Origin of the sequence: Odoribacter lunatus, assembly GCF_943193135.1 — a bacterium.
Classification (GTDB): domain Bacteria; phylum Bacteroidota; class Bacteroidia; order Bacteroidales; family Marinifilaceae; genus Culturomica; species Culturomica lunata.
This window is the reverse complement of sequence record NZ_CALPCZ010000002.1, coordinates 1-18,147: the sequence shown is the minus strand read 5'-3', so window position 1 is coordinate 18,147 and position 18,147 is coordinate 1. Positions and strand designations below refer to the sequence as shown.

14 protein-coding genes and 1 tRNA gene are annotated in these 18,147 nt (G+C 47.7%); 6 read left to right on the top strand and 9 right to left on the bottom strand.

Annotation, left to right across the window (positions count from 1 at the left end; genetic code table 11):
* Positions 1-64: 64 nt before the first annotated feature.
* The 5 genes from pheS to rbfA form a co-directional block, all read right to left on the bottom strand.
* Entirely contained in the window at positions 65-1,084 is a 1,020-nt protein-coding gene (pheS, locus tag NFR61_RS01575) for a phenylalanine--tRNA ligase subunit alpha (RefSeq protein WP_251619995.1), read from the bottom strand.
* Positions 1,085-1,146: 62 nt separating this feature from the next.
* Positions 1,147-1,554, bottom strand: coding sequence for a VanZ family protein (locus NFR61_RS01570; RefSeq protein ID WP_251619994.1), 408 nt, complete (start codon positions 1,552-1,554; stop codon positions 1,147-1,149).
* 1 nt (position 1,555) lies between these two features.
* A complete protein-coding gene (locus NFR61_RS01565; protein WP_251619993.1) occupies positions 1,556-2,368 on the bottom strand; it encodes a peptidylprolyl isomerase in 813 nt (270 codons plus the stop codon).
* 2 nt (positions 2,369-2,370) lie between these two features.
* Positions 2,371-3,585 carry an ABC transporter permease gene (locus NFR61_RS01560; RefSeq protein WP_251619992.1) on the bottom strand — a complete coding sequence of 405 codons (1,215 nt, stop codon included), beginning with the start codon at positions 3,583-3,585 and terminating at the stop codon, positions 2,371-2,373.
* 14 nt (positions 3,586-3,599) lie between these two features.
* The gene (gene rbfA / locus NFR61_RS01555; RefSeq protein ID WP_251619991.1) at positions 3,600-3,935 is read right to left on the bottom strand and encodes a 30S ribosome-binding factor RbfA; all 336 of its coding nucleotides are present in this window, start codon (positions 3,933-3,935) and stop codon (positions 3,600-3,602) included.
* 80 nt (positions 3,936-4,015) lie between these two features.
* Between rbfA and NFR61_RS01550 the strand changes: the two genes are divergently transcribed.
* The 3 genes from NFR61_RS01550 to NFR61_RS01540 all read left to right on the top strand — a co-directional run bounded on the left by NFR61_RS01550 (position 4,016) and on the right by NFR61_RS01540 (position 6,839).
* A tRNA-Pro gene (locus tag NFR61_RS01550) sits at positions 4,016-4,088 on the top strand.
* Positions 4,089-4,326: 238 nt separating this feature from the next.
* The gene (gene speA / locus NFR61_RS01545; RefSeq protein ID WP_251619990.1) at positions 4,327-6,219 is read left to right on the top strand and encodes a biosynthetic arginine decarboxylase; all 1,893 of its coding nucleotides are present in this window, start codon (positions 4,327-4,329) and stop codon (positions 6,217-6,219) included.
* Between the two features lie 26 nt (positions 6,220-6,245).
* On the top strand, positions 6,246-6,839 hold the full coding sequence (locus NFR61_RS01540) for a rhomboid family intramembrane serine protease (protein WP_251619989.1): 594 nt from the start codon (positions 6,246-6,248) through the stop codon (positions 6,837-6,839).
* Between the two features lie 73 nt (positions 6,840-6,912).
* On the opposite strand, the gene NFR61_RS01535 is transcribed toward NFR61_RS01540, so the two are convergent.
* From NFR61_RS01535 to NFR61_RS01520, 4 genes are all read right to left on the bottom strand, one after another.
* Positions 6,913-7,935, bottom strand: a complete 1,023-nt coding sequence (locus NFR61_RS01535) for a 1,9-bis(guanidino)-5-aza-nonane synthase (RefSeq protein WP_251619988.1) — start codon at positions 7,933-7,935, stop codon at positions 6,913-6,915.
* 66 nt (positions 7,936-8,001) lie between these two features.
* The gene (speB, locus tag NFR61_RS01530; protein ID WP_251619987.1) at positions 8,002-8,859 is read right to left on the bottom strand and encodes an agmatinase; all 858 of its coding nucleotides are present in this window, start codon (positions 8,857-8,859) and stop codon (positions 8,002-8,004) included.
* A gap of 15 nt (positions 8,860-8,874) precedes the next feature.
* Positions 8,875-9,753 (bottom strand): DUF3078 domain-containing protein, encoded by an 879-nt coding sequence (locus tag NFR61_RS01525; RefSeq protein WP_251619986.1) that lies wholly within the window; start codon positions 9,751-9,753, stop codon positions 8,875-8,877.
* Between the two features lie 34 nt (positions 9,754-9,787).
* Positions 9,788-11,095 carry an amidohydrolase family protein gene (locus NFR61_RS01520; protein ID WP_251619985.1) on the bottom strand — a complete coding sequence of 436 codons (1,308 nt, stop codon included), beginning with the start codon at positions 11,093-11,095 and terminating at the stop codon, positions 9,788-9,790.
* A 642-nt stretch (positions 11,096-11,737) separates the two neighbouring features.
* Between NFR61_RS01520 and NFR61_RS01515 the strand changes: the two genes are divergently transcribed.
* Genes NFR61_RS01515 through NFR61_RS01505 form a run of 3 tightly spaced genes read left to right on the top strand, consistent with a single transcriptional unit; the run spans position 11,738 to position 17,349 of the window.
* The gene (locus NFR61_RS01515; RefSeq protein ID WP_251620175.1) at positions 11,738-12,880 is read left to right on the top strand and encodes an efflux RND transporter periplasmic adaptor subunit; all 1,143 of its coding nucleotides are present in this window, start codon (positions 11,738-11,740) and stop codon (positions 12,878-12,880) included.
* A 3-nt stretch (positions 12,881-12,883) separates the two neighbouring features.
* Positions 12,884-15,976: an efflux RND transporter permease subunit gene (locus tag NFR61_RS01510; protein WP_251619984.1), complete on the top strand. Its 3,093-nt coding sequence runs from the start codon at positions 12,884-12,886 to the stop codon at positions 15,974-15,976.
* Positions 15,973-17,349, top strand: a complete 1,377-nt coding sequence (locus tag NFR61_RS01505; RefSeq protein WP_251619983.1) for an efflux transporter outer membrane subunit — start codon at positions 15,973-15,975, stop codon at positions 17,347-17,349. Before NFR61_RS01510 ends, NFR61_RS01505 begins: the two co-directional genes overlap by 4 nt.
* Positions 17,350-18,147: the final 798 nt, after the last annotated feature.

The window sequence follows — 18,147 nt, the reverse complement described above, 5'->3', positions numbered from 1 at the left end:
AAATAAACAGAGAAAACCGGCGATTCGTACCTGTTTTCTCTGTTCTGTACATAGATGTCTTTTATTAAACTACCGCTGCGAATTGCTCAAGGAAACGCAGGTCATTTTCAAAGAAAAGGCGTAAATCCTTAATGCCGAATTTAAGCATGGTAATACGTTCGATGCCCATACCGAGAGCAAATCCCGTGTATTTCTCCTTATCAATACCGTTCAATTCCAACACATTGGGATCAACCATCCCGCATCCGAGGATTTCAAGCCAGCCGGTGCCTTTGCACACATTGCATCCTTTGCCGTGGCAAAGAGTACAGGAGACATCCATCTCGGCGGAAGGTTCCGTAAAAGGGAAATAGGACGGACGCAGACGGATTTGCGTATCGGGGCCGAACAGCTCTTTAGCAAAATAAGTCAACGTCTGCTTCAAATCGGCAAACGATACATTTTCATCGATATACAAAGCCTCTATCTGGTGGAAAATACAGTGGGCCCGCGCCGAAATGGCCTCGTTCCGGAATACCCGTCCCGGAGTAACCAAGCGGATGGGCAGTTGGTGGGTTTCCATGTCTCTGACCTGTACCGATGAAGTATGGGTATGCAAAACGATATCCGGATGCTTTTCAATAAAGAACGTATCCTGCATATCCCGGGCAGGATGTTCTTCTGGGAAATTCAACGCAGAGAAATTGTGCCAGTCGTCTTCTATTTCAGGACCTTCCGAAATGGTAAATCCCAGCTTGTCGAAAATGGACAGAATTTCATTCCTCACGATGGACAACGGATGACGGCTTCCCAGTTTCAGCGGGTCGCCCGGCAGCATCAGGTCTGTTCCGGATGCGCCGCTGTCCGCATCGCAGAGCTGCTCTTTCAGGTCGTTTATTTTCGTTTGGGCGGCTGTCTTTAAGTCGTTCAAAGCTTTGCCTATATCTTTTTTCTGCTCGACCGGAACATTCTTAAAATCTTCAAACAAAAGTGCAATTATTCCTTTCTTACTCAAATGCTTAATCCGAAATTGTTCCACTTCTTCCGGCGTCTGGGCGGAAAAACCGGAAATTTCTGCAATCAACTGTTTGATTTTGTCTAACATCTTCTCGTCTTTTGGTTACCAGAGGACAAAGGTAGAAAAAATATATTTGAAAAACAGGCCTGCTATTTTTTCTTTCCCCTTCTGATCCTACCCACAATCCGTTTTAACTGCGGATACACCCCGCATCCCGTCACAGCCCCGAAGACATCCGCAACTAAATCCCACACGTCTCCGCTGCGGCTGAAACAATGCTGCTGCAGTATTTCTATCGCCCCGCCGTACAGAAAGGCGATAACGACCGTTATCATATAGATTTTCCGCAGACGGAACCGGGTTTGATATTCCAATTCATTGCAAAGCAGGACCGCCATGATAAAAAACATGCCGAAATGCACGACTTTATCCAAATGAGGTATATTCAAATGAGGGTCCGGTATATTGTCACCCGGCAGTGTACACAGTATGAAAATAACAGCCGCCCAAATAATGTTCCGCCCCAGTAGAATCCAGGTTCTCCTTTTGTCTCCCATATCAATCCAGTATTTTAACTTTTATCGTGACGTCTTTTAACGGACGGTCGTTTTTATCTGTCTGCAAAGCTGCTATTTTGTCGATAACCTCCAGACCTTCCACCACTTCTCCGAAAACCGTATATTCTTTGTCCAGGTGGTGAACGCCTCCCAGCGTCGTATAAGCCTCCCTTTTGTCTTTCGGCATATAGACCTTGTCCGTATTGGCATTCCATTCAAAAGCGATGTCCTGCTTGATTTTTCCGGCGATCTCCCGGAATTCCGCCGTCTTTTTCTGCTTCCGCAAAGAATCCAGTAATACTTTTTTTTCGGGCGTGTAATATTTCCGCTGAATGGCATTTTTAATCGGGATATTTACAGACTTTTCGATAATATCCAGTTCCTCGTCCGTATACTGTTTGCCGTGTACGATGTAAAACTGGGAAATATCCGACTCTTTTAGAAAATTCACCCGGTCCGGTTGCCGAGGAGCCGCCAGGGCTCCTTTCTTGTGATAGTGATGTTGTTTCATCTCCGCATCCAGCGTTATCGCTTCGCCGAAACCGATGAACTGTCCCGGACGGGCTCCCCGGCTGTCGGAGGAGCCTCCCTGTATGATAAAATCCTTAATCACCCGGTAAAACAACGTTCCGTTATAATGGCCTGATTTCGCCAGACGTATAAAGTTATCCCTGTGGATAGGCGTGTCGTTGTATAACTTCACCTTCATCGTGCCCAAATTTGTTTCAATCAGAGCGAATGTCTCTTTCTCCTGAGCCGATACCGTGCCCAGGAGCAGAAACATAAACCCTATGCAGAACATCCATCTTTTCATAATTACAACCCTTTTTGACCGACCAGCTTATTTACCAGGTATTTTACCGGAAAATAAGAGGCGATATAACCTATAAGCAAAACCGTACCCATAATCAGCATGATGTCCTCCCATACCAGTTTCACCGGATAGGCTTCTATGATATAGCTTCCGTCTCCCAACTTGATAAAACCGTATTTCTCCTGCAACAGGCAAACCCCGACCCCGACAAGCAAGCCGATGACCGCTCCCAAAGCCGTGATCAATATCCCTTCCGTTTTGAAAAGCGTAACAATCCGCTGGGCATTCATCCCCAACGCCTTGAAAACCCCGAGGTCTTCTTTCTTGTCCAGAATCAGCATGGAAATAGAACCGACGATATTGAACGAGGCTATCAGCAATATGAAAAGCAACACTAGAAAAACAGCCAGTTTCTCCGACTTCATCATGGCATAAAACGAACGGTTGAGTTCATATTTGTCTTCCACCTTAAAATCTTGTCCCACGAGGAACTGCAATTTTTCTTTCACCTTCCCGACAGCCGCCTCCGGTTTCAGTTTCACCTCTATCTTTGAAATCTGATCCCCGACTCCGAATAAACGGCGGGCAAAATCAATGTCCGTCAGCACCAGTTTAGCGTCCAGTTCCTGCTGGGAAGAAAAGAATCCGGAAGGAAACAGATACTCCGTATTTAAAGCCGCTTGAACAGAAGAAGACTTTTTGTTCGGATAATAAAACTTCAATGGCGTCAGAAACGTCAGTCCGATTCCCAGTTCATGCGCGATTCCATATCCGATTACCCCAAAAAAAGAATCCCCCGATTTCAGATTGAACTTTCCCTCAATCATATTACGACTGAAATCGACATGCCTTTCATACTCCTGTCCGATTCCTTTCAACGTAACCGGTTTCAGATGGTCTCCATATTTCAGCAGGGCATTCTCCTCCACTACCGGATGATAATAGACAATCTCCTTCATCCCGTTCATTTCGGCGTAATGAAACGTATCGAAACGGATAAATTTCCCTTTGGCGGGAGAGACGACCAGATCGGGGGTCAGGTTGTCCGTACTTTGTTGCAAAAGCAGGTCTATCCCGTTGAATACGGACAAAATGACAATCAGCGCAGTTGTACCGATTGCCACGCCCACCGTACTGATGCCGGAAATGATATTAATGGCATTTTGTTTCTTCCGTGAAAACAGATACCGTTTTGCAATAAAAAGGGACAGACGCATAGGAAACAAACAGCTTATTTCAACAACTGGTCAATCTTTTCGATATAATCCAGACTATCGTCTACAAAAAATCGAAGCTCCGGAATAATCCGCATCTGTTTCCCCACCTTTTTACCCAACACGAACCGGATGGACTTGTTTTTTTCATTCAGCGTATTCATCGTTTTCTCAACCAATGCGGACGGGAAAATACTCAGATACACCTTGGCATAGGAAAGATCCGGGCTCACTCTCACCGTTGTCACCGACACCATGGCTCCTTCGGTATATTCCTTGCATTCTTTTTGAAACATCTCACTCAAATCTCTCTGAATCAGACGTGACACTTTATTTTGCCTTACAGAATCCATACTTTAAACAAATTGATGAATAAAATTTTTACAAATATACTACATTAAATTCATTATTTTATTACATTTGCATCCGCAATCGAGATGTAGCGCAGTTGGTAGCGCGCCACGTTCGGGACGTGGAGGCCGCTGGTTCGAGTCCAGTCATCTCGACAAAAACACACTGATGTTCAGTGTGTTTTTATTTTATCTTTCCATTCTTACGCCACATTCCCATGAACTTTTGGAAAATAAATACCGTAACTTGGAAATAACTCCAGCTTTATTAAGATTATCTCAAATATAACCTTATCATAAATATTTCTCCAACCATTTACTATCAATATGGAATTAATATTGTAGTTTTGCGCAAGTATAAGTTAATCAAAAACTATCATTATCAAAAAGCAGCATGAGAAAATGGAGTATTGACGATTCAGCGGAACTGTATAATATCAAAGGTTGGGGACTGAATTATTTTTCTATCAACGCCAAAGGGCATGTTGCCGTAACACCTAAAAAAGACGGGCCTTCCATTGATTTAAAAGAACTAATGGAAGAATTGCAGTTACGGGATGTCGAGGCTCCGGTGCTCCTGAGATTTCCGGATATTCTCGACAACAGGATTGAAAAAATCTCCCATTGCTTTGAATTAGCAGCCAAAGAATACGGCTATACTTCCAAAAGTTTCATTATCTATCCAATCAAAGTAAATCAGATGCGGCCGGTCGTGGAAGAAATCGTCAGCCACGGCAACCGGTTCAACATCGGGCTGGAAGCCGGCTCAAAACCGGAGCTGCATGCGGTGCTTTCCATCGACATCGATGACGAAGCCATGATTATCTGCAACGGCTACAAAGACGAAAGCTACATCGAATTGGCATTGTTGGCCCAAAAAATGGGACGACGCATTTATCTGGTCGTCGAGAAACTCATGGAGCTTCGCAATATCGCCAAATTAGCCCGAAAAATGAATATCCGCCCCAATATCGGCATCCGGATAAAATTAGCCAGCTCCGGAAGCGGAAAATGGGAAGAGTCGGGTGGCGATGTCAGCAAATTCGGTGTAAATTCAAGCGAACTGCTGGAAGCTCTGGATATTTTAGAGAACTACAAAATGAAGGACTGCCTTCAATTGATACATTTCCATATAGGCAGTCAGGTAACCAATATACGACGAATCAAAACGGCTCTGAAAGAAGCCTCCCAATTCTATGTTCAATTACAGAATATGGGATACAGCATCAACTTTGTTGATATCGGGGGGGGACTGGGTGTTGATTATGACGGTACCCGTTCCGCGACTTCCGGCAACAGCATGAACTACTCCATTCAGGAATATGTAAACGATGCGGTATCTTCCATTGTCGATGCCTGTGAAAAAAACCACCTTAGCCAGCCTAATATTATCACCGAATCGGGACGCTCATTGACTGCCCATCATTCGGTACTCGTATTTGAAGCATTGGCAAGCACCCATTTGCCGGCATTCGATGACTCCGAAGAGATAAAAGAAGACGCACACGAACTGGTGAAAGAACTTTATGACCTTTGGAATAATCTTAATCAGCCCCGGTTGCTGGAAACGTGGCACGATGCAGTGCAATGCCGGGAAGACGCATTGGGGTTATTCAACTTGGGGTTAATCGACCTTCGTACCCGGGCACAAGTGGAGCGCCTGTTCTGGTCCGTAGCCCGCGAAGTATATGCTATGGCGGAAACTACCAAGCATGCTCCGGACGAATTGAAGAAAATCGCCAAAATGTTACCGGATAAATACTTCTGCAATTTCTCCCTGTTCCAGTCTCTGCCAGACTCTTGGGCGATTGACCAGATATTTCCGATAATCCCCATCTCCCGATTAAACGAACAGCCGACGAAATCCGCGACCATACAAGATATCACGTGTGATTCTGACGGGAAAATCGATAATTTTATCTCTACACGGAATTTTTCATACTACCTGCCGGTACATGAATTAAACAACAAAGAACCTTATTACTTCGGCGTCTTTTTAGTCGGTGCCTACCAAGAAATTCTCGGAGACCTGCATAATCTGTTCGGGGACACCAACGCCGTTCACATTAAAGTGAAAGGAAATGAATATGTTATAGATAAAGTCATTGAAGGCGAAACCGTAGCGGATGTATTGGATTACGTCCAGTTCAGCCCGAAAAAGATGGCTCGGACAGTGGAAGTATGGGTAACCACTTCCGTCAAAAAGGGTATCATCTCCGCAGCAGAAGGACGTGAATTTCTTTCCAATTATCGCTCCGGACTTTACGGTTACACATACTTGGAATAAACACAATCTAACCCAGACATCCGACCATGATAACATACACAATCATTACCGTAACAGTTCTTATTTCTTTTGTCTGTTTCAATAACCGGGAACTATTTGAAAAACTGGCCTTAAACCCATATCGGGTTATCCACCGCCACGAATGGTACCGGATTATTACACACGGCTTTGTCCATGCCGATACCACACACCTTTTCGTAAATATGTTTACCTATTGGTCATTCGGCACTTATATCGAAAACGTATTTGAAGCTACAGGTTGGGGTACGGTAAACTATCTTCTGCTCTATTTCGGTGCCATGGTTGTAGCCTCCATTCCGGACTTTATTAAATATCGGTATGCCGAATGGTACCGCTCTATCGGGGCTTCCGGTGCCGTATCCGCGATTCTATTCACATCCATATTTCTGAATCCGTGGGATAAAATCCTGCTGTTTGCCGCCCTTCCGGTCCCCGGTATTGTATTTGGTATCATTTATCTGATATATTGCCAATACATGGCCAAAAGAGGAGGCGACAACATCAACCACAATGCACACTTTTTCGGAGCCATATACGGCTTTATATTCCCGCTTTTTATGAATCCCCGTTTATGGGAAGTATTTCTTAGTTATTTCTAATTATCTGCAAAACACATAAAATGAAAAAGAGGTCTGTAAACAGACCTCTTTTTATATGAATTGAAGTAAAGACTTATTTCTTTTCAAATAGTTTCACCCAATTTTTATATTCACGGTTTTTCCACTCGTTGGTATGATAAACATAGCTAGCAATCAACGGAATTACCGTCGTTCCTTCAGCATATACCATCTGTTCGTAAGTAACATCCACTTTTCCCCAGGAGCAGGCTTCTTTCAATGTTGAAGATGAACAAGCACCGTCACGCACGTCTGCAACCGTAATCTGTACGGCATATTTGTGCATCGGAACTTCATGCCCCAATATTTCTGCACAAACGACCGTGTCCTGTGCAAAGTTTTTCGGCGTGCCTCCTCCAATCATGAACAATCCCGTCGTCGGGGCATTCATTTTAATCATGGTCAGTTCAATAAAGTCCTTCACGGAGTCGATGGACACATGTTTGTCGGGATGCTCCCACTGGTGTTTGCCGATACCGAATCCGGCACTACAATCGGAAAATGCAGGACAGAAGATGGGCACCCCACATTCATAGCAGGTCTGTATCAAACTGTCTTTTTTTACAGAATGTTTCGTCAGCCATTTACCGATTTCCCAAATAAATTCTCGAGAAGAATAGGGGCGCGGTTCCAGGGAATTGGCAATCTCGTAAGTCGTATGGTCGCACTTCTGAAGTTCTTCTTCGTCGATAAAGGTATCATAAATACGATCGATATATAAATCCCTCAACTGCATATCGGGTATATCCTGACGTCCTTTGTAGTGTTTGAATCCCAAGGCTTCGAACAAGTCCATGTCAATGATTGATGCTCCGGTAGAAACCACCACATCCACCATTTTATTGCGGACCATATCCACATAAACCTGCATACATCCGGCAGCACTCGTACTTCCGGCAATGGTAAGAATATTAGTACACTCTTTCTCTTTCACCATTTTCAAAAGAATATCCGCAGCGCGAGCCGTATCTCTTGAGGTGAATGACATATCGCGCATAGCGTCAATCAACGGGGTAGAGTCGTAAGACTTGATGTCGATGTGTTTGATCGTGTCTTTTAATAAATCTTTCTTTTCCATTTTTATATTTAAACGATGTAAGGTACAATTATGAGGACCTTACTGACTCAATCTGTTTTATTCGGGTCAGGCGTTGCAGAATTTCATGCTCAGGATCTGATAGATCAGTTTGGAAGCAAGGAAATCAGGCGCTTTGTTGACGTCGTTCGGACAGAGTTCCACGACGTCCAGTCCGATGATGTTGTGACGTTCGTTTATCAGTTTCAGGAAATTAATGACTTCCCGGTAGTTCAGACCATCCGGTTCGGGCGTTCCGGTAGAAGGCATGTAAGCGGGGTCGAATACGTCCAAGTCTATCGTAATGTAAACATCGTCTTTCAATTTTTCCGAAACGTCATACATCCAGTTGGACGATTCCTTGATTTCATGGGCATAAAAAATGCGGTCGGGATCGATGTTGTGTTTTTCTTCGATACAGGAACTGCGTATCCCTACCTGGGCCACCGTCGCCATCTCTTTGGCACGTGCCATCACGCAAGCGTGGTTGTGATCCGAACCCTCGTAAGAATCCCTCATATCCGAATGGGCATCCAATTGCAAGATGGAATAATTCTCGTAATGTTTGGCAAAAGCCCGGAAAACACCGATACTTACGGAGTGCTCACCCCCTAAAATTACCGGAAATTTCTTATCGTTCAATATGGCGTCCACTTTCATTTCCACGGCATCGGACATCGCTTCGGGAGAAGCGTTTTCCATCACCGGGTCCAGTGTCGCAATTCCTTTCGTATATACTTCGGAGTCGGTTTCTATATCATAGAGCTCCATGTTGGCGGAAGCCTCCAGAATAGCTTCCGGTCCCTTATCTGCGCCTTTCAGCCAAGTGCTCGTACCATCATAAGGAACAGGCAACACAACAATACTTGCATTTTTATAATCGATAAATTCCTGTTCCAGACCTCCGTAGTTCTGCTTCTCTATCATGTCCTTTTTAGTTGCTTAAAAATTAACCTGAAATCCTATTCCCAAAACCTCTTTGAATTGCAGACGAGGTCCCTTGCTTCCGTCTTTCTGAGCAATTTTGGTATCATTGTCATAAATCATATTGGTTGAAATATTGGCAGAGAACCATTTGTTCACTTTCATATTCAACGTCACATCCCAACGGACATCAATATTCTTAGTATCTTCCAGATAATTGGAAAAGAAATCCGCACGGGAATAAATCGTCATATTTTTCAGAAATTCATAGTTCACTTCCAGTTTCAGGTTACCACCCATTTCAGAGAACAAGTGCTTGCCGGGAGTAACGCCGTATGCCCCCTGTTCGGACAGTTCATCACTGGTAACAAATGTTCCTCTCCAGGAAAGAGCCGAGAAGGTCGCCGTAAAATATTTCTTGGGGTTCCACGTCAAACCGATACCACCCATCAGATAGCCCGGAGACATAAACCGGGATATCAATTCCCTCGGTTCCGTCTTATAATCGTATCCTTTGGCAAACTGTGAATTGAAATTCACCATGCTACTGAAATACAAATTTTTCGCCAACTCATACCCGTAATTAGATGAAAAATAAATCTTGTCATTGGTCTTCTTTGTACCGTCCGTTTCCGTCTGGTTCAGACCGTAAGCCAATTCCAAACGATTCTGCCACAAGTGTTTGTTCTTTTTGTAATCCGCACTGTAAGCAAAAGATACGTCGAATCCTACGGCATTTTCACCTCCGGCAGCCCAATTGCTCAGATTGATCTGAGATAAATTCAGAGCCGCCATTCCCCCCAGTGTCCAACTGGAATCTTTTTTTACTTCTTCCTCTCCATACACAAACACGGATAATACACTCAATATCAACCCAAGAATCATCGATTTTTTCATAGTTACTTTTTTTTAATTCGTGCAAAATTAAATTTTATTCGTTATTTTTCAGTGTGATATTTTTTAAATTTTCTATCGTCTGCTCTTTGTCTATGTGAAGAATCTGCCGGTTATACATAACCCATTCACCGTTTACCATGGAAGAGCGGATGTTCTTGCTGTTCATGGCATAGACTACTGCCGAATATTCGTTATACACCGGCTGAATGTTGCTTGCATTCATGTTTACGGCTATCAGGTCGGCACGTTTCCCGACCTCAAGCGAACCGATAATATCGCCCAGTCCCAGGGCTTTTGCTCCGTCGATTGTCGCCATTCGCAACGCCATCGCCGCATTCACCGCTTCGGGATCGTAATGCACCACTTTGGGCAATAGTGCGGCAAAGCGCATTTCTTCCACCATATCCAGCGTATTGTTGCTGGCAGCGCCATCCGTTCCGATGCCCACAGTTATCCCCGCTTTCATGTAAGCGTCCGTATCGGCTATTCCACTCGCCAGTTTCAGGTTGCTTTTGGGGCAATGACCGACGGAGGTTCCCGTTTTGGCCAACAGTTCCGCTTCTTTTTCATTCAGCCAGACGCAATGGGCTGCTATGACGTTGCTGTCCAACAGGCCGATGGAGTAAAGATATTCCGCAGGAGGCATTCCGGTCCGTGCTTTTATGTCCTCCACCTCTTTCCGTGTTTCCGCCACATGTATCTGCAACAGAACGGATTCTTTATCCGCCAAGCGTTTCGCTTTCAGCAAGGTATCTTTCGAACAGGTATACGGCGCATGAACCGTGACGGAAGGATGGATGAGCGCATCCCCTTCCCAGTCCCGGATCAGCCGTTCGCTCCGAGCCAAACCCTCCTCCACCGATTTAAAACTGACCGTCGGGAAGTCTATCAGCGATTCGTTCATCACTCCCCGTATTCCCGCCGCTTTCGCCTCTTCGGCTATCACGTCCTCAAAGAAATACATGTCGTTGAAACAGGTCGTTCCCGATTTGATCATTTCCACAAAAGCCAGACGGGCCGCTATCCTCACATGCTCGGGCGTCATCGACCGGACTTCCGCCGGGAAAATGTATTCCGTCAGCCACCGGTGCAAAGGCAAGTCGTCGGCATACCCGCGCAACAAGGTCATCGGCACATGGGTATGGGTGTTGACAAAACCCGGCATAACCAACATGCCGCTCAGGTCTTCCACTTTTCCGGACGCATTTTCTATCCGAAGTCCGTCCATCGGCCCAATGGATTCGATTTTGCCGTTCTTTATCCGGACATAGCCGTTCTCTATTATCTCCATTCCGGCATTCATGGTTAGAATCCGGACATTACAAATAACTTTAGAATCCATAGGATGTTCGATATTGCAGGTTTCAGAGAAGAAATAAACTTCAGGGTATAAAATCTTTGGAACAAAGATACAAAATTATCCGCAAATTTCATGACAGTCATATCCGGTATCGTCTTAGAAAATATATACCGCCATAGTTAAGTCCTTTCAGCAATATTCCCGCATGGATTCCTTTAGGTGCCCGTACAGATTTCAACTATTTATCTCCTATTAATGCTATTTCAATTCTATAAAGCGCTTATAACGTGCTTCGAGAAGCACTCTATAACCATTTCACCTGGATTCTGACAGATTTTTACAGAATAAATATAGCATTGATGAAGGCTATTTTATACGTAATTCATTATATGTAACACCAGCGAAAGAGAGTAGTTGCTCTTGTTATACTTACAATCACTTCACTCTCTAAAGGTTTGAACTTTTGAACCTTTTCTACTTTTTGAACTTTTTTTGTCTATATTTGTCCTGTTGTGGCAGAGAGGAGTGCCGTAATCGACAGCTTATTTAGAAATATTTTAGTTTTATCTAATAATAATTTACCCAATGATGAAACCCGATTTGAAACAGTTGAATATCGCGCTTCTGAAAGATGCCGCGAGCCGTATTCCGCGTCCCCGCATAAAGCTCGGGCGGCGGGAATGGATGGTGATCGGAACGATCGGGGTCATTGTTGCCGGTCTTCTTTTTTGGTGGCTTCGTCCCCGGCCGCTTCCGCCTTTTCTGCCGACCGTTGCCGTCGAGCCGGTCGCTACGGATGACGTGAGCCTTTACGGAGATTATGTGGGGCGTATCCGTGCCCAGCAGATTGTTGAAATCCGTGCCCGTGTGGAGGGTTACCTTGAAAGGATGCTTTTTGCCGAGGGAACTTATGTCAAACGGGGGCAGTCGTTGTTTGTCATCGACCCGAAACTTTATCATGCCCGGGTCAATCGCGCCAAGGCTTCGCTTAATAAGGCCAAGGCACAGGCGCTGAAAGCCCAACGCGATTTGAACCGTATCCGTCCGCTTTATGAACAGAACGCTGCTTCGCAGCTCGATTTGGACAACGCCATAGCCATTTACGAGAGTGCTGCGGCCGATGTCGTGGTCAACGAGGCCGACCTTACACAGGCGGAGATGACGTTGGGCTATACCGACGTGCGTTCGCCCATTTCGGGGTATATCTCCGAGCGAAGCGTCGATATCGGTACGCTGGTCGGTCCCGGCGGCAAGTCGCTTCTGGCGACGGTTGTCAAGAGCGACACGGTGCGTGTCGATTTCAGCATGACGGCGCTCGATTATTTGCGCGCCAAGGCACGCAATGTCAATTTCGGCCATCGCGATTCCACCCGTAAATGGGATCCCTATATTACGGTTACGCTGGCCGACGGCTCGAAGTATCCGTTCCGCGGACTGGTTGATTTTGCCGATCCGCAGGTCGATCCGCAGACGGGAACGTTCTCCGTGCGTGCCGAGATGCCCAATCCCGACCATATTCTGTTGCCCGGCCAGTTCACCAAGGTGCGGTTGCTGCTCGACGTGCGCGAAGACGCCGTGGTTGTTCCTACCAAGTCGCTGGTCATCGAGAAAGGAGGTGCCTATATCTATGTGGTGCGTCCGGACAGTATCGTGGAGCGGCGTTTTATCGAGACCGGGCCGGAGTTGAACAACCGCACGGTCGTGGAGCGCGGATTGGCCCACGATGAACGGATTGTCGTTGAAGGATTCCACAAGTTGCAACACGGCATGAAAGTGCGGCCGGTGCGACCAATCGATGATAATGTTCCCGCAAATGAAAAGAAGTAAGTTATGAAATCGGATTTCTTCATAGACAGACCGGTTTTTTCAACGGTTCTTTCCGTCATCATCGTCATTGTCGGCAGTATCGGTCTGGCGATGTTGCCCATTGACCAGTATCCGCAGATTGTGCCGCCCGTGGTGACTATTTCGGCCTCTTATCCCGGAGCCGATGCGCAGACTGTAACGCAGGCCGTGGCGACTCCCATCGAACAGGAGCTGAACGGTACGCCGGGGATGATTTATATGCAGTCGTCGAGTTCCAATTCGGGAGGCTTTACGGCGTCCGTTACGTTTGATATCGCGACTGATCCCGATTTGGCGGCCGTGGATATACAGAACCGCCTGAAGCGCGCCGAATCGCGGCTGCCGGTGGAGGTTGTGCAAAACGGACTTTCCGTTGAAAAGCAGGCTTCGAGCAAACTGCTTACTATCACGCTCCGGTCGTCCGACCCCAAGTTTGATGAAATCTATCTGTCGAATTATGCAACGCTCAATGTGCTGGATATGTTGCGCCGCGTGCCGGGTGTCGGCCGGGTGTCGAACGTCGGCAGCCGCTATTATGCCATGCAGATATGGGTGCAGCCCGACAAGCTGGCGAATTTCGGCCTTACGGTCAAGGATTTGCAGTCCGTATTGCGAGACCAGAACCGCGAGTCGGCCGCCGGCGTACTGGGGCAGGCTCCGGCGGAGGGGGTAGACATCACGGTTCCCATCACAGCGCAAGGACGTTTGTCGTCGGTCGGCGAGTTTGAGCAGATTGTCGTCCGCGCCAATCCCGACGGCTCCATTATCCGCCTGAAAGACGTGGCGCGCATTTCGCTCGAGGCTTCGTCCTACACGACCGAGAGCGGTATCAACGGGGGGAATGCCGCCGTGATGAATATCAATATGCTGCCGGGTGCCAATGCCATCGAGGTGGCCGAGGCCGTCAAGGAAACAATGGAAGAAATCAGCCGGAATTTTCCGGAGGGTATCACGTATGATATTCCGTTCGATATGACCGAGTATATTTCCGCGTCAATCCACCATGTCTACCGCACACTGTTCGAGGCGTTGCTGCTGGTGATTTTGGTCGTCTATCTCTCGTTGCAGAGCTGGCGGGCTACGTTGATTCCGATTATTGCCGTGCCTATTTCGCTCATCGGTACGTTCGGCGTGATGCTTATCTGCGGTTTTTCGCTCAATATGCTGACGTTGTTGGGTCTGATTCTCGCTATCGGTATTGTGGTTGACGATGCCATCGTGGTGGTCGAGAATGTCGATCGTATTATGGAGCAGGAAGGGCTGGCGCCTTACGAGGCGACCAAAAAGGCGATGCAGGGATTGAGCGGTGCGCTGGTCGCCATGTCGCTCGTGCTGTGTGCCGTTTTTGTGCCGGTCAGCTTCCTCGGCGGCATCACGGGACAACTCTATCGTCAGTTTACGATTACAATCGCCGTGTCGGTCATCATTTCCACTGTCGTGGCTCTTACGTTGAGTCCGGTGATGTGCTCGCTCTTTCTGCGTCCGTCGCACGACCGCAAGAACCGTTTTTTCCGCCGGATTGACCTTGCTCTGGCGCGCGGCAATAAGTTTTACGGTCGTATGATTGTTTGTGCGCTTGGCAAGTCGCGCCGTATGTTTGCCTTGTTCGGCGTCGTACTGGCCGGCATTTGGCTGATGAACCGGCTGCTGCCGCAGAGTTTTATGCCGCAGGAGGACCAGGGTTATTTTACGGTGGAGCTGGAGCTTCCCGAAGGGGCATCGCTGGAGCGGACCCGCGCGGTAACGGACCGGGCGATGGCTTTTCTGACGAATGACCCCGATGTGGAATACGTGCTCAATGTAACGGGCTCGAGTCCGCGCGTAGGCACCAACCAATCGCGCAGTTCGCTGACGGTGATTCTGAAACCGTGGGACGAACGGCGTACCGAGGACCTCGCGACGGTGATGCAGCGAATCCGGGACGAGTTGGCGGAGTACCCGGAAAGCAAAGTCTATCTTTCGACCCCTGCCGTGATTCCCGGACTAGGCCCGTCGGGCGGTTTCGAGATGATTCTCGAAGCACGCGGCGACGCCACTTTCGACGATTTGCGCCGGGCTGTCGATTCGTTGTTGTTTTATGCCGCCCGCTGTCCGGAGCTGGAGGGCGTAGCCTCTTCGATGCAGAGCGATATTCCGCAGCTTTATTTCGATGTCGACCGGGACAAGGCCCGCTTGCAGGGCGTAGCGATGTCGGATATTTTTTCGACGATGAAAGCTTTTACGGGCTCGATTTATGTCAATGATTTCAATCTGTTCAACCGCATTTATCGCGTTTATATTCAGGCCGAGGCACCTTATCGCATGCAGCGCGACAATCTTAATCTCTTTTTCGTGCGGGGTACGGGCGGCGCCATGATTCCCATCACGTCACTGGGTTCTACCCAATATACGACAGGTGCAGGAACCATCAAGCGTTTCAATATGTTCAATTCGGCGACTGTTACGGGTGCCGCAGCCCACGGGTACAGTTCGGGGCAGGCGATGGCCGTATTGGAGCGTATCGCCCGCAATCATCTGCCAAGTAACATCGGCGTAGAGTGGAGCGGGCTTTCTTATCAGGAGAAGCACGAAGGAGGGCAGACGGGTGTGGTATTGACCTTGGCGTTTCTCTTCGTCTTTCTTTTCCTCGCCGCCCAATATGAGAGCTGGACGGTTCCCATCGCCGTTATTCTTTCGCTTCCGGTTGCAGGAATCGGGGCTTATTTAGGCATCTGGCTGTGCGGATTGGAGAATAATATCTATTTCCAAATCGGGCTGGTGATGTTAGTGGGACTGGTGGCTAAAAACGCTATTCTGATTGTTGAGTTCGCCAAGGAGGAGGTGGAAAAAGGTCACGATACGGTTTCGGCAGCTCTCACGGCGGCGCACTTGCGCTTCCGCCCGATTGTTATGACTTCGCTGGCTTTCATTCTGGGCCTGCTGCCGCTGGTGGTGGCCTCCGGCCCCGGTTCTGCCAGCCGGCAGGGAATCGGAACGGGCGTCTTTTTCGGCATGCTGGTGGCCATCACGGTGGGCATCGTCTTTGTGCCTTTTTTCTTCGTATGGATTTATAAAATTAAAAACCGGCAGAAACGATGAAGTATATTTATATCTGTTTGTGTGTCATGGCGGCTGTTTTGTCGTATTCTTGTTCGACCGTGAAACATTGCCGGCCGCCGGAGTTGAATCTGCCCGAAACGATTGCCGGATATGCCGATTCGCTGACCATAGCCGATTTGGCCTGGTGGGAGTTTTACGGCGATACGACGCTTTGCCGGATTCTCAAACGCACACTGACCGATAATAAGAATATCCGGTCGGCTGCCGCCCGTGTGGAGCAGATGCGGCAGCTTTATCGCGTGAATAAGGCCAACCGCCTGCCTTCCTTGGCTGCAACCGCGCTCGCCGATTATGAAACGAACGATTATGACGGCAAAGCATCGTTGCGCGACCCGGAGTTCGATTTGAAAGCCACGCTCAGTTGGGAAGCCGACTTGTGGGGCAGGCTTCGTTGGGCCAAACGCAAGGGGGAGGCTGCCTATGCGGCTTCAGTGGAAGACGAGCGTGCCATGCGCATGCTACTCGTTGCGGAGACGGCTTCGGCCTATTTCCGGCTCGTGGCGCTCGACGACGAGCTTTCGATTGTCCGGCAGACGCTTGAAACACGACGCGAAGGAATCGCGCAGGCCAAACTCCGCTTTGAGGGCGGACTGACTTCGGAAACGGTCTACCAGCAGGCACAGGTGGAATATGCGACGACGGCAGCGCTGATTCCCGAGCTTGAACGGCGAATTGAGATTACGGAGAACGCCATTTCGCTGCTTATGGGCGGCTATCCCGATTGGCAGGTGATTCGCGGAAAGATGAATATCGGCGAAATCCGCTCCGAGGATTTGCCGGTGGGGCTTCCGTCGGTTTTGTTGCAGCGACGCCCCGATTTGCAGGCTTCCGAGGCACGATTGCGAACAGCATTGGCCGATGCCGGCATTGCCTATGCCGATCGGTTCCCGCGATTAGTGCTCAGCTTGACGGGAGGTTGGGAGAACGATGACCTGAAAGGATTGTTGCGTTCGCCGTTCTCTTATACCGTAGGCACGCTCACGGCGCCGATATTCGGATTCGGGCGCAAAAAAGCGACTTATCGGGCTGCCGTGGCGGCCTATGAACAGGCGCGGTTGGGGTATGAACAAAAGGTTTTGGAAGTATTTAAGGAGGCGGATGACGCCATCGTGACTTATCGCAGTGTCCGCGAAACCGCTCGGCTGAAATCCGATTTGTGCGAGGCGGCGCGGAAATATGTCGAACTGGCGAATCTTCAATACCGTGCGGGAAGTATCAATTATATCAATGTATTGGATGCCCAGCGCCGCTATTTCGATGCCCGGACGGGATTGAGCAATGCCGTCCGCGATGAACATCTGGCGTTAGTGCAGCTCTACAAGGCGCTCGGCGGCGGTTGGCAAAATGAATGACGCGCGCCGGTACGAGTGGCTTTCCGACATGACTTTTCGGAAGTATTTCCCCTAAAATTGGCAGGAGATTCGTTGAATCAACTCCGTATTACCTGACTTCCCGAAGCGTACCGACTGTACTCGGGATACGAAAAGGCCTGCAGTCGGTTTTATCCCCAAGTGCCCGCTCAAGTCAAGTTGGTTTATTAGCTACAGGTACTCTTTTAAGCTATCAATGGCAAAAAGATGGTATTGATATAGTAGGTGCTACGATGGAAAGATGTATAACAAGTACTTCTGTTGATATGCAAGCCGGTTCGGATTACTGGAAATATGTCGCTCGCGCAGTCCGGTGTGGCAAGGATTATTAATATCAAAATAGTATGCCTTTAAAAGGCATACTATTTTTCTTATTCTATCAGTTCAAAACCGAAAGGGGAAGATGCCTATGGTTCTTGTTGTTCTATAGGTTCTTTGGGCTTTTCCGGTTCTGCGTCAACGGTAGACGTCGTTACTTCAAGAAGGTCTTCCGTGCTAATGTCTATTTTTGCCAATTTTTTACTCCCCAAAATAAAGGATATGTTTTCTACTCAAAAAGAGTATGTTTTTGATGCAAAAAGAGCCTCTTTTTGTACTAAAAAAAGCCTCTTTTTTTCAAAGGGAGTGTCCATTTTCAATGAACGCCTGCAAAAAGAATAAATAAGTGTCTGATATTAAAAATATTAGCAATCACATTTAGATACATCCGGCTTAATGACTAAACCCGTTATTTTTAAACCTATCGTTTTGCTACCGAAAACCTATCGTTTTTGAGGTAAA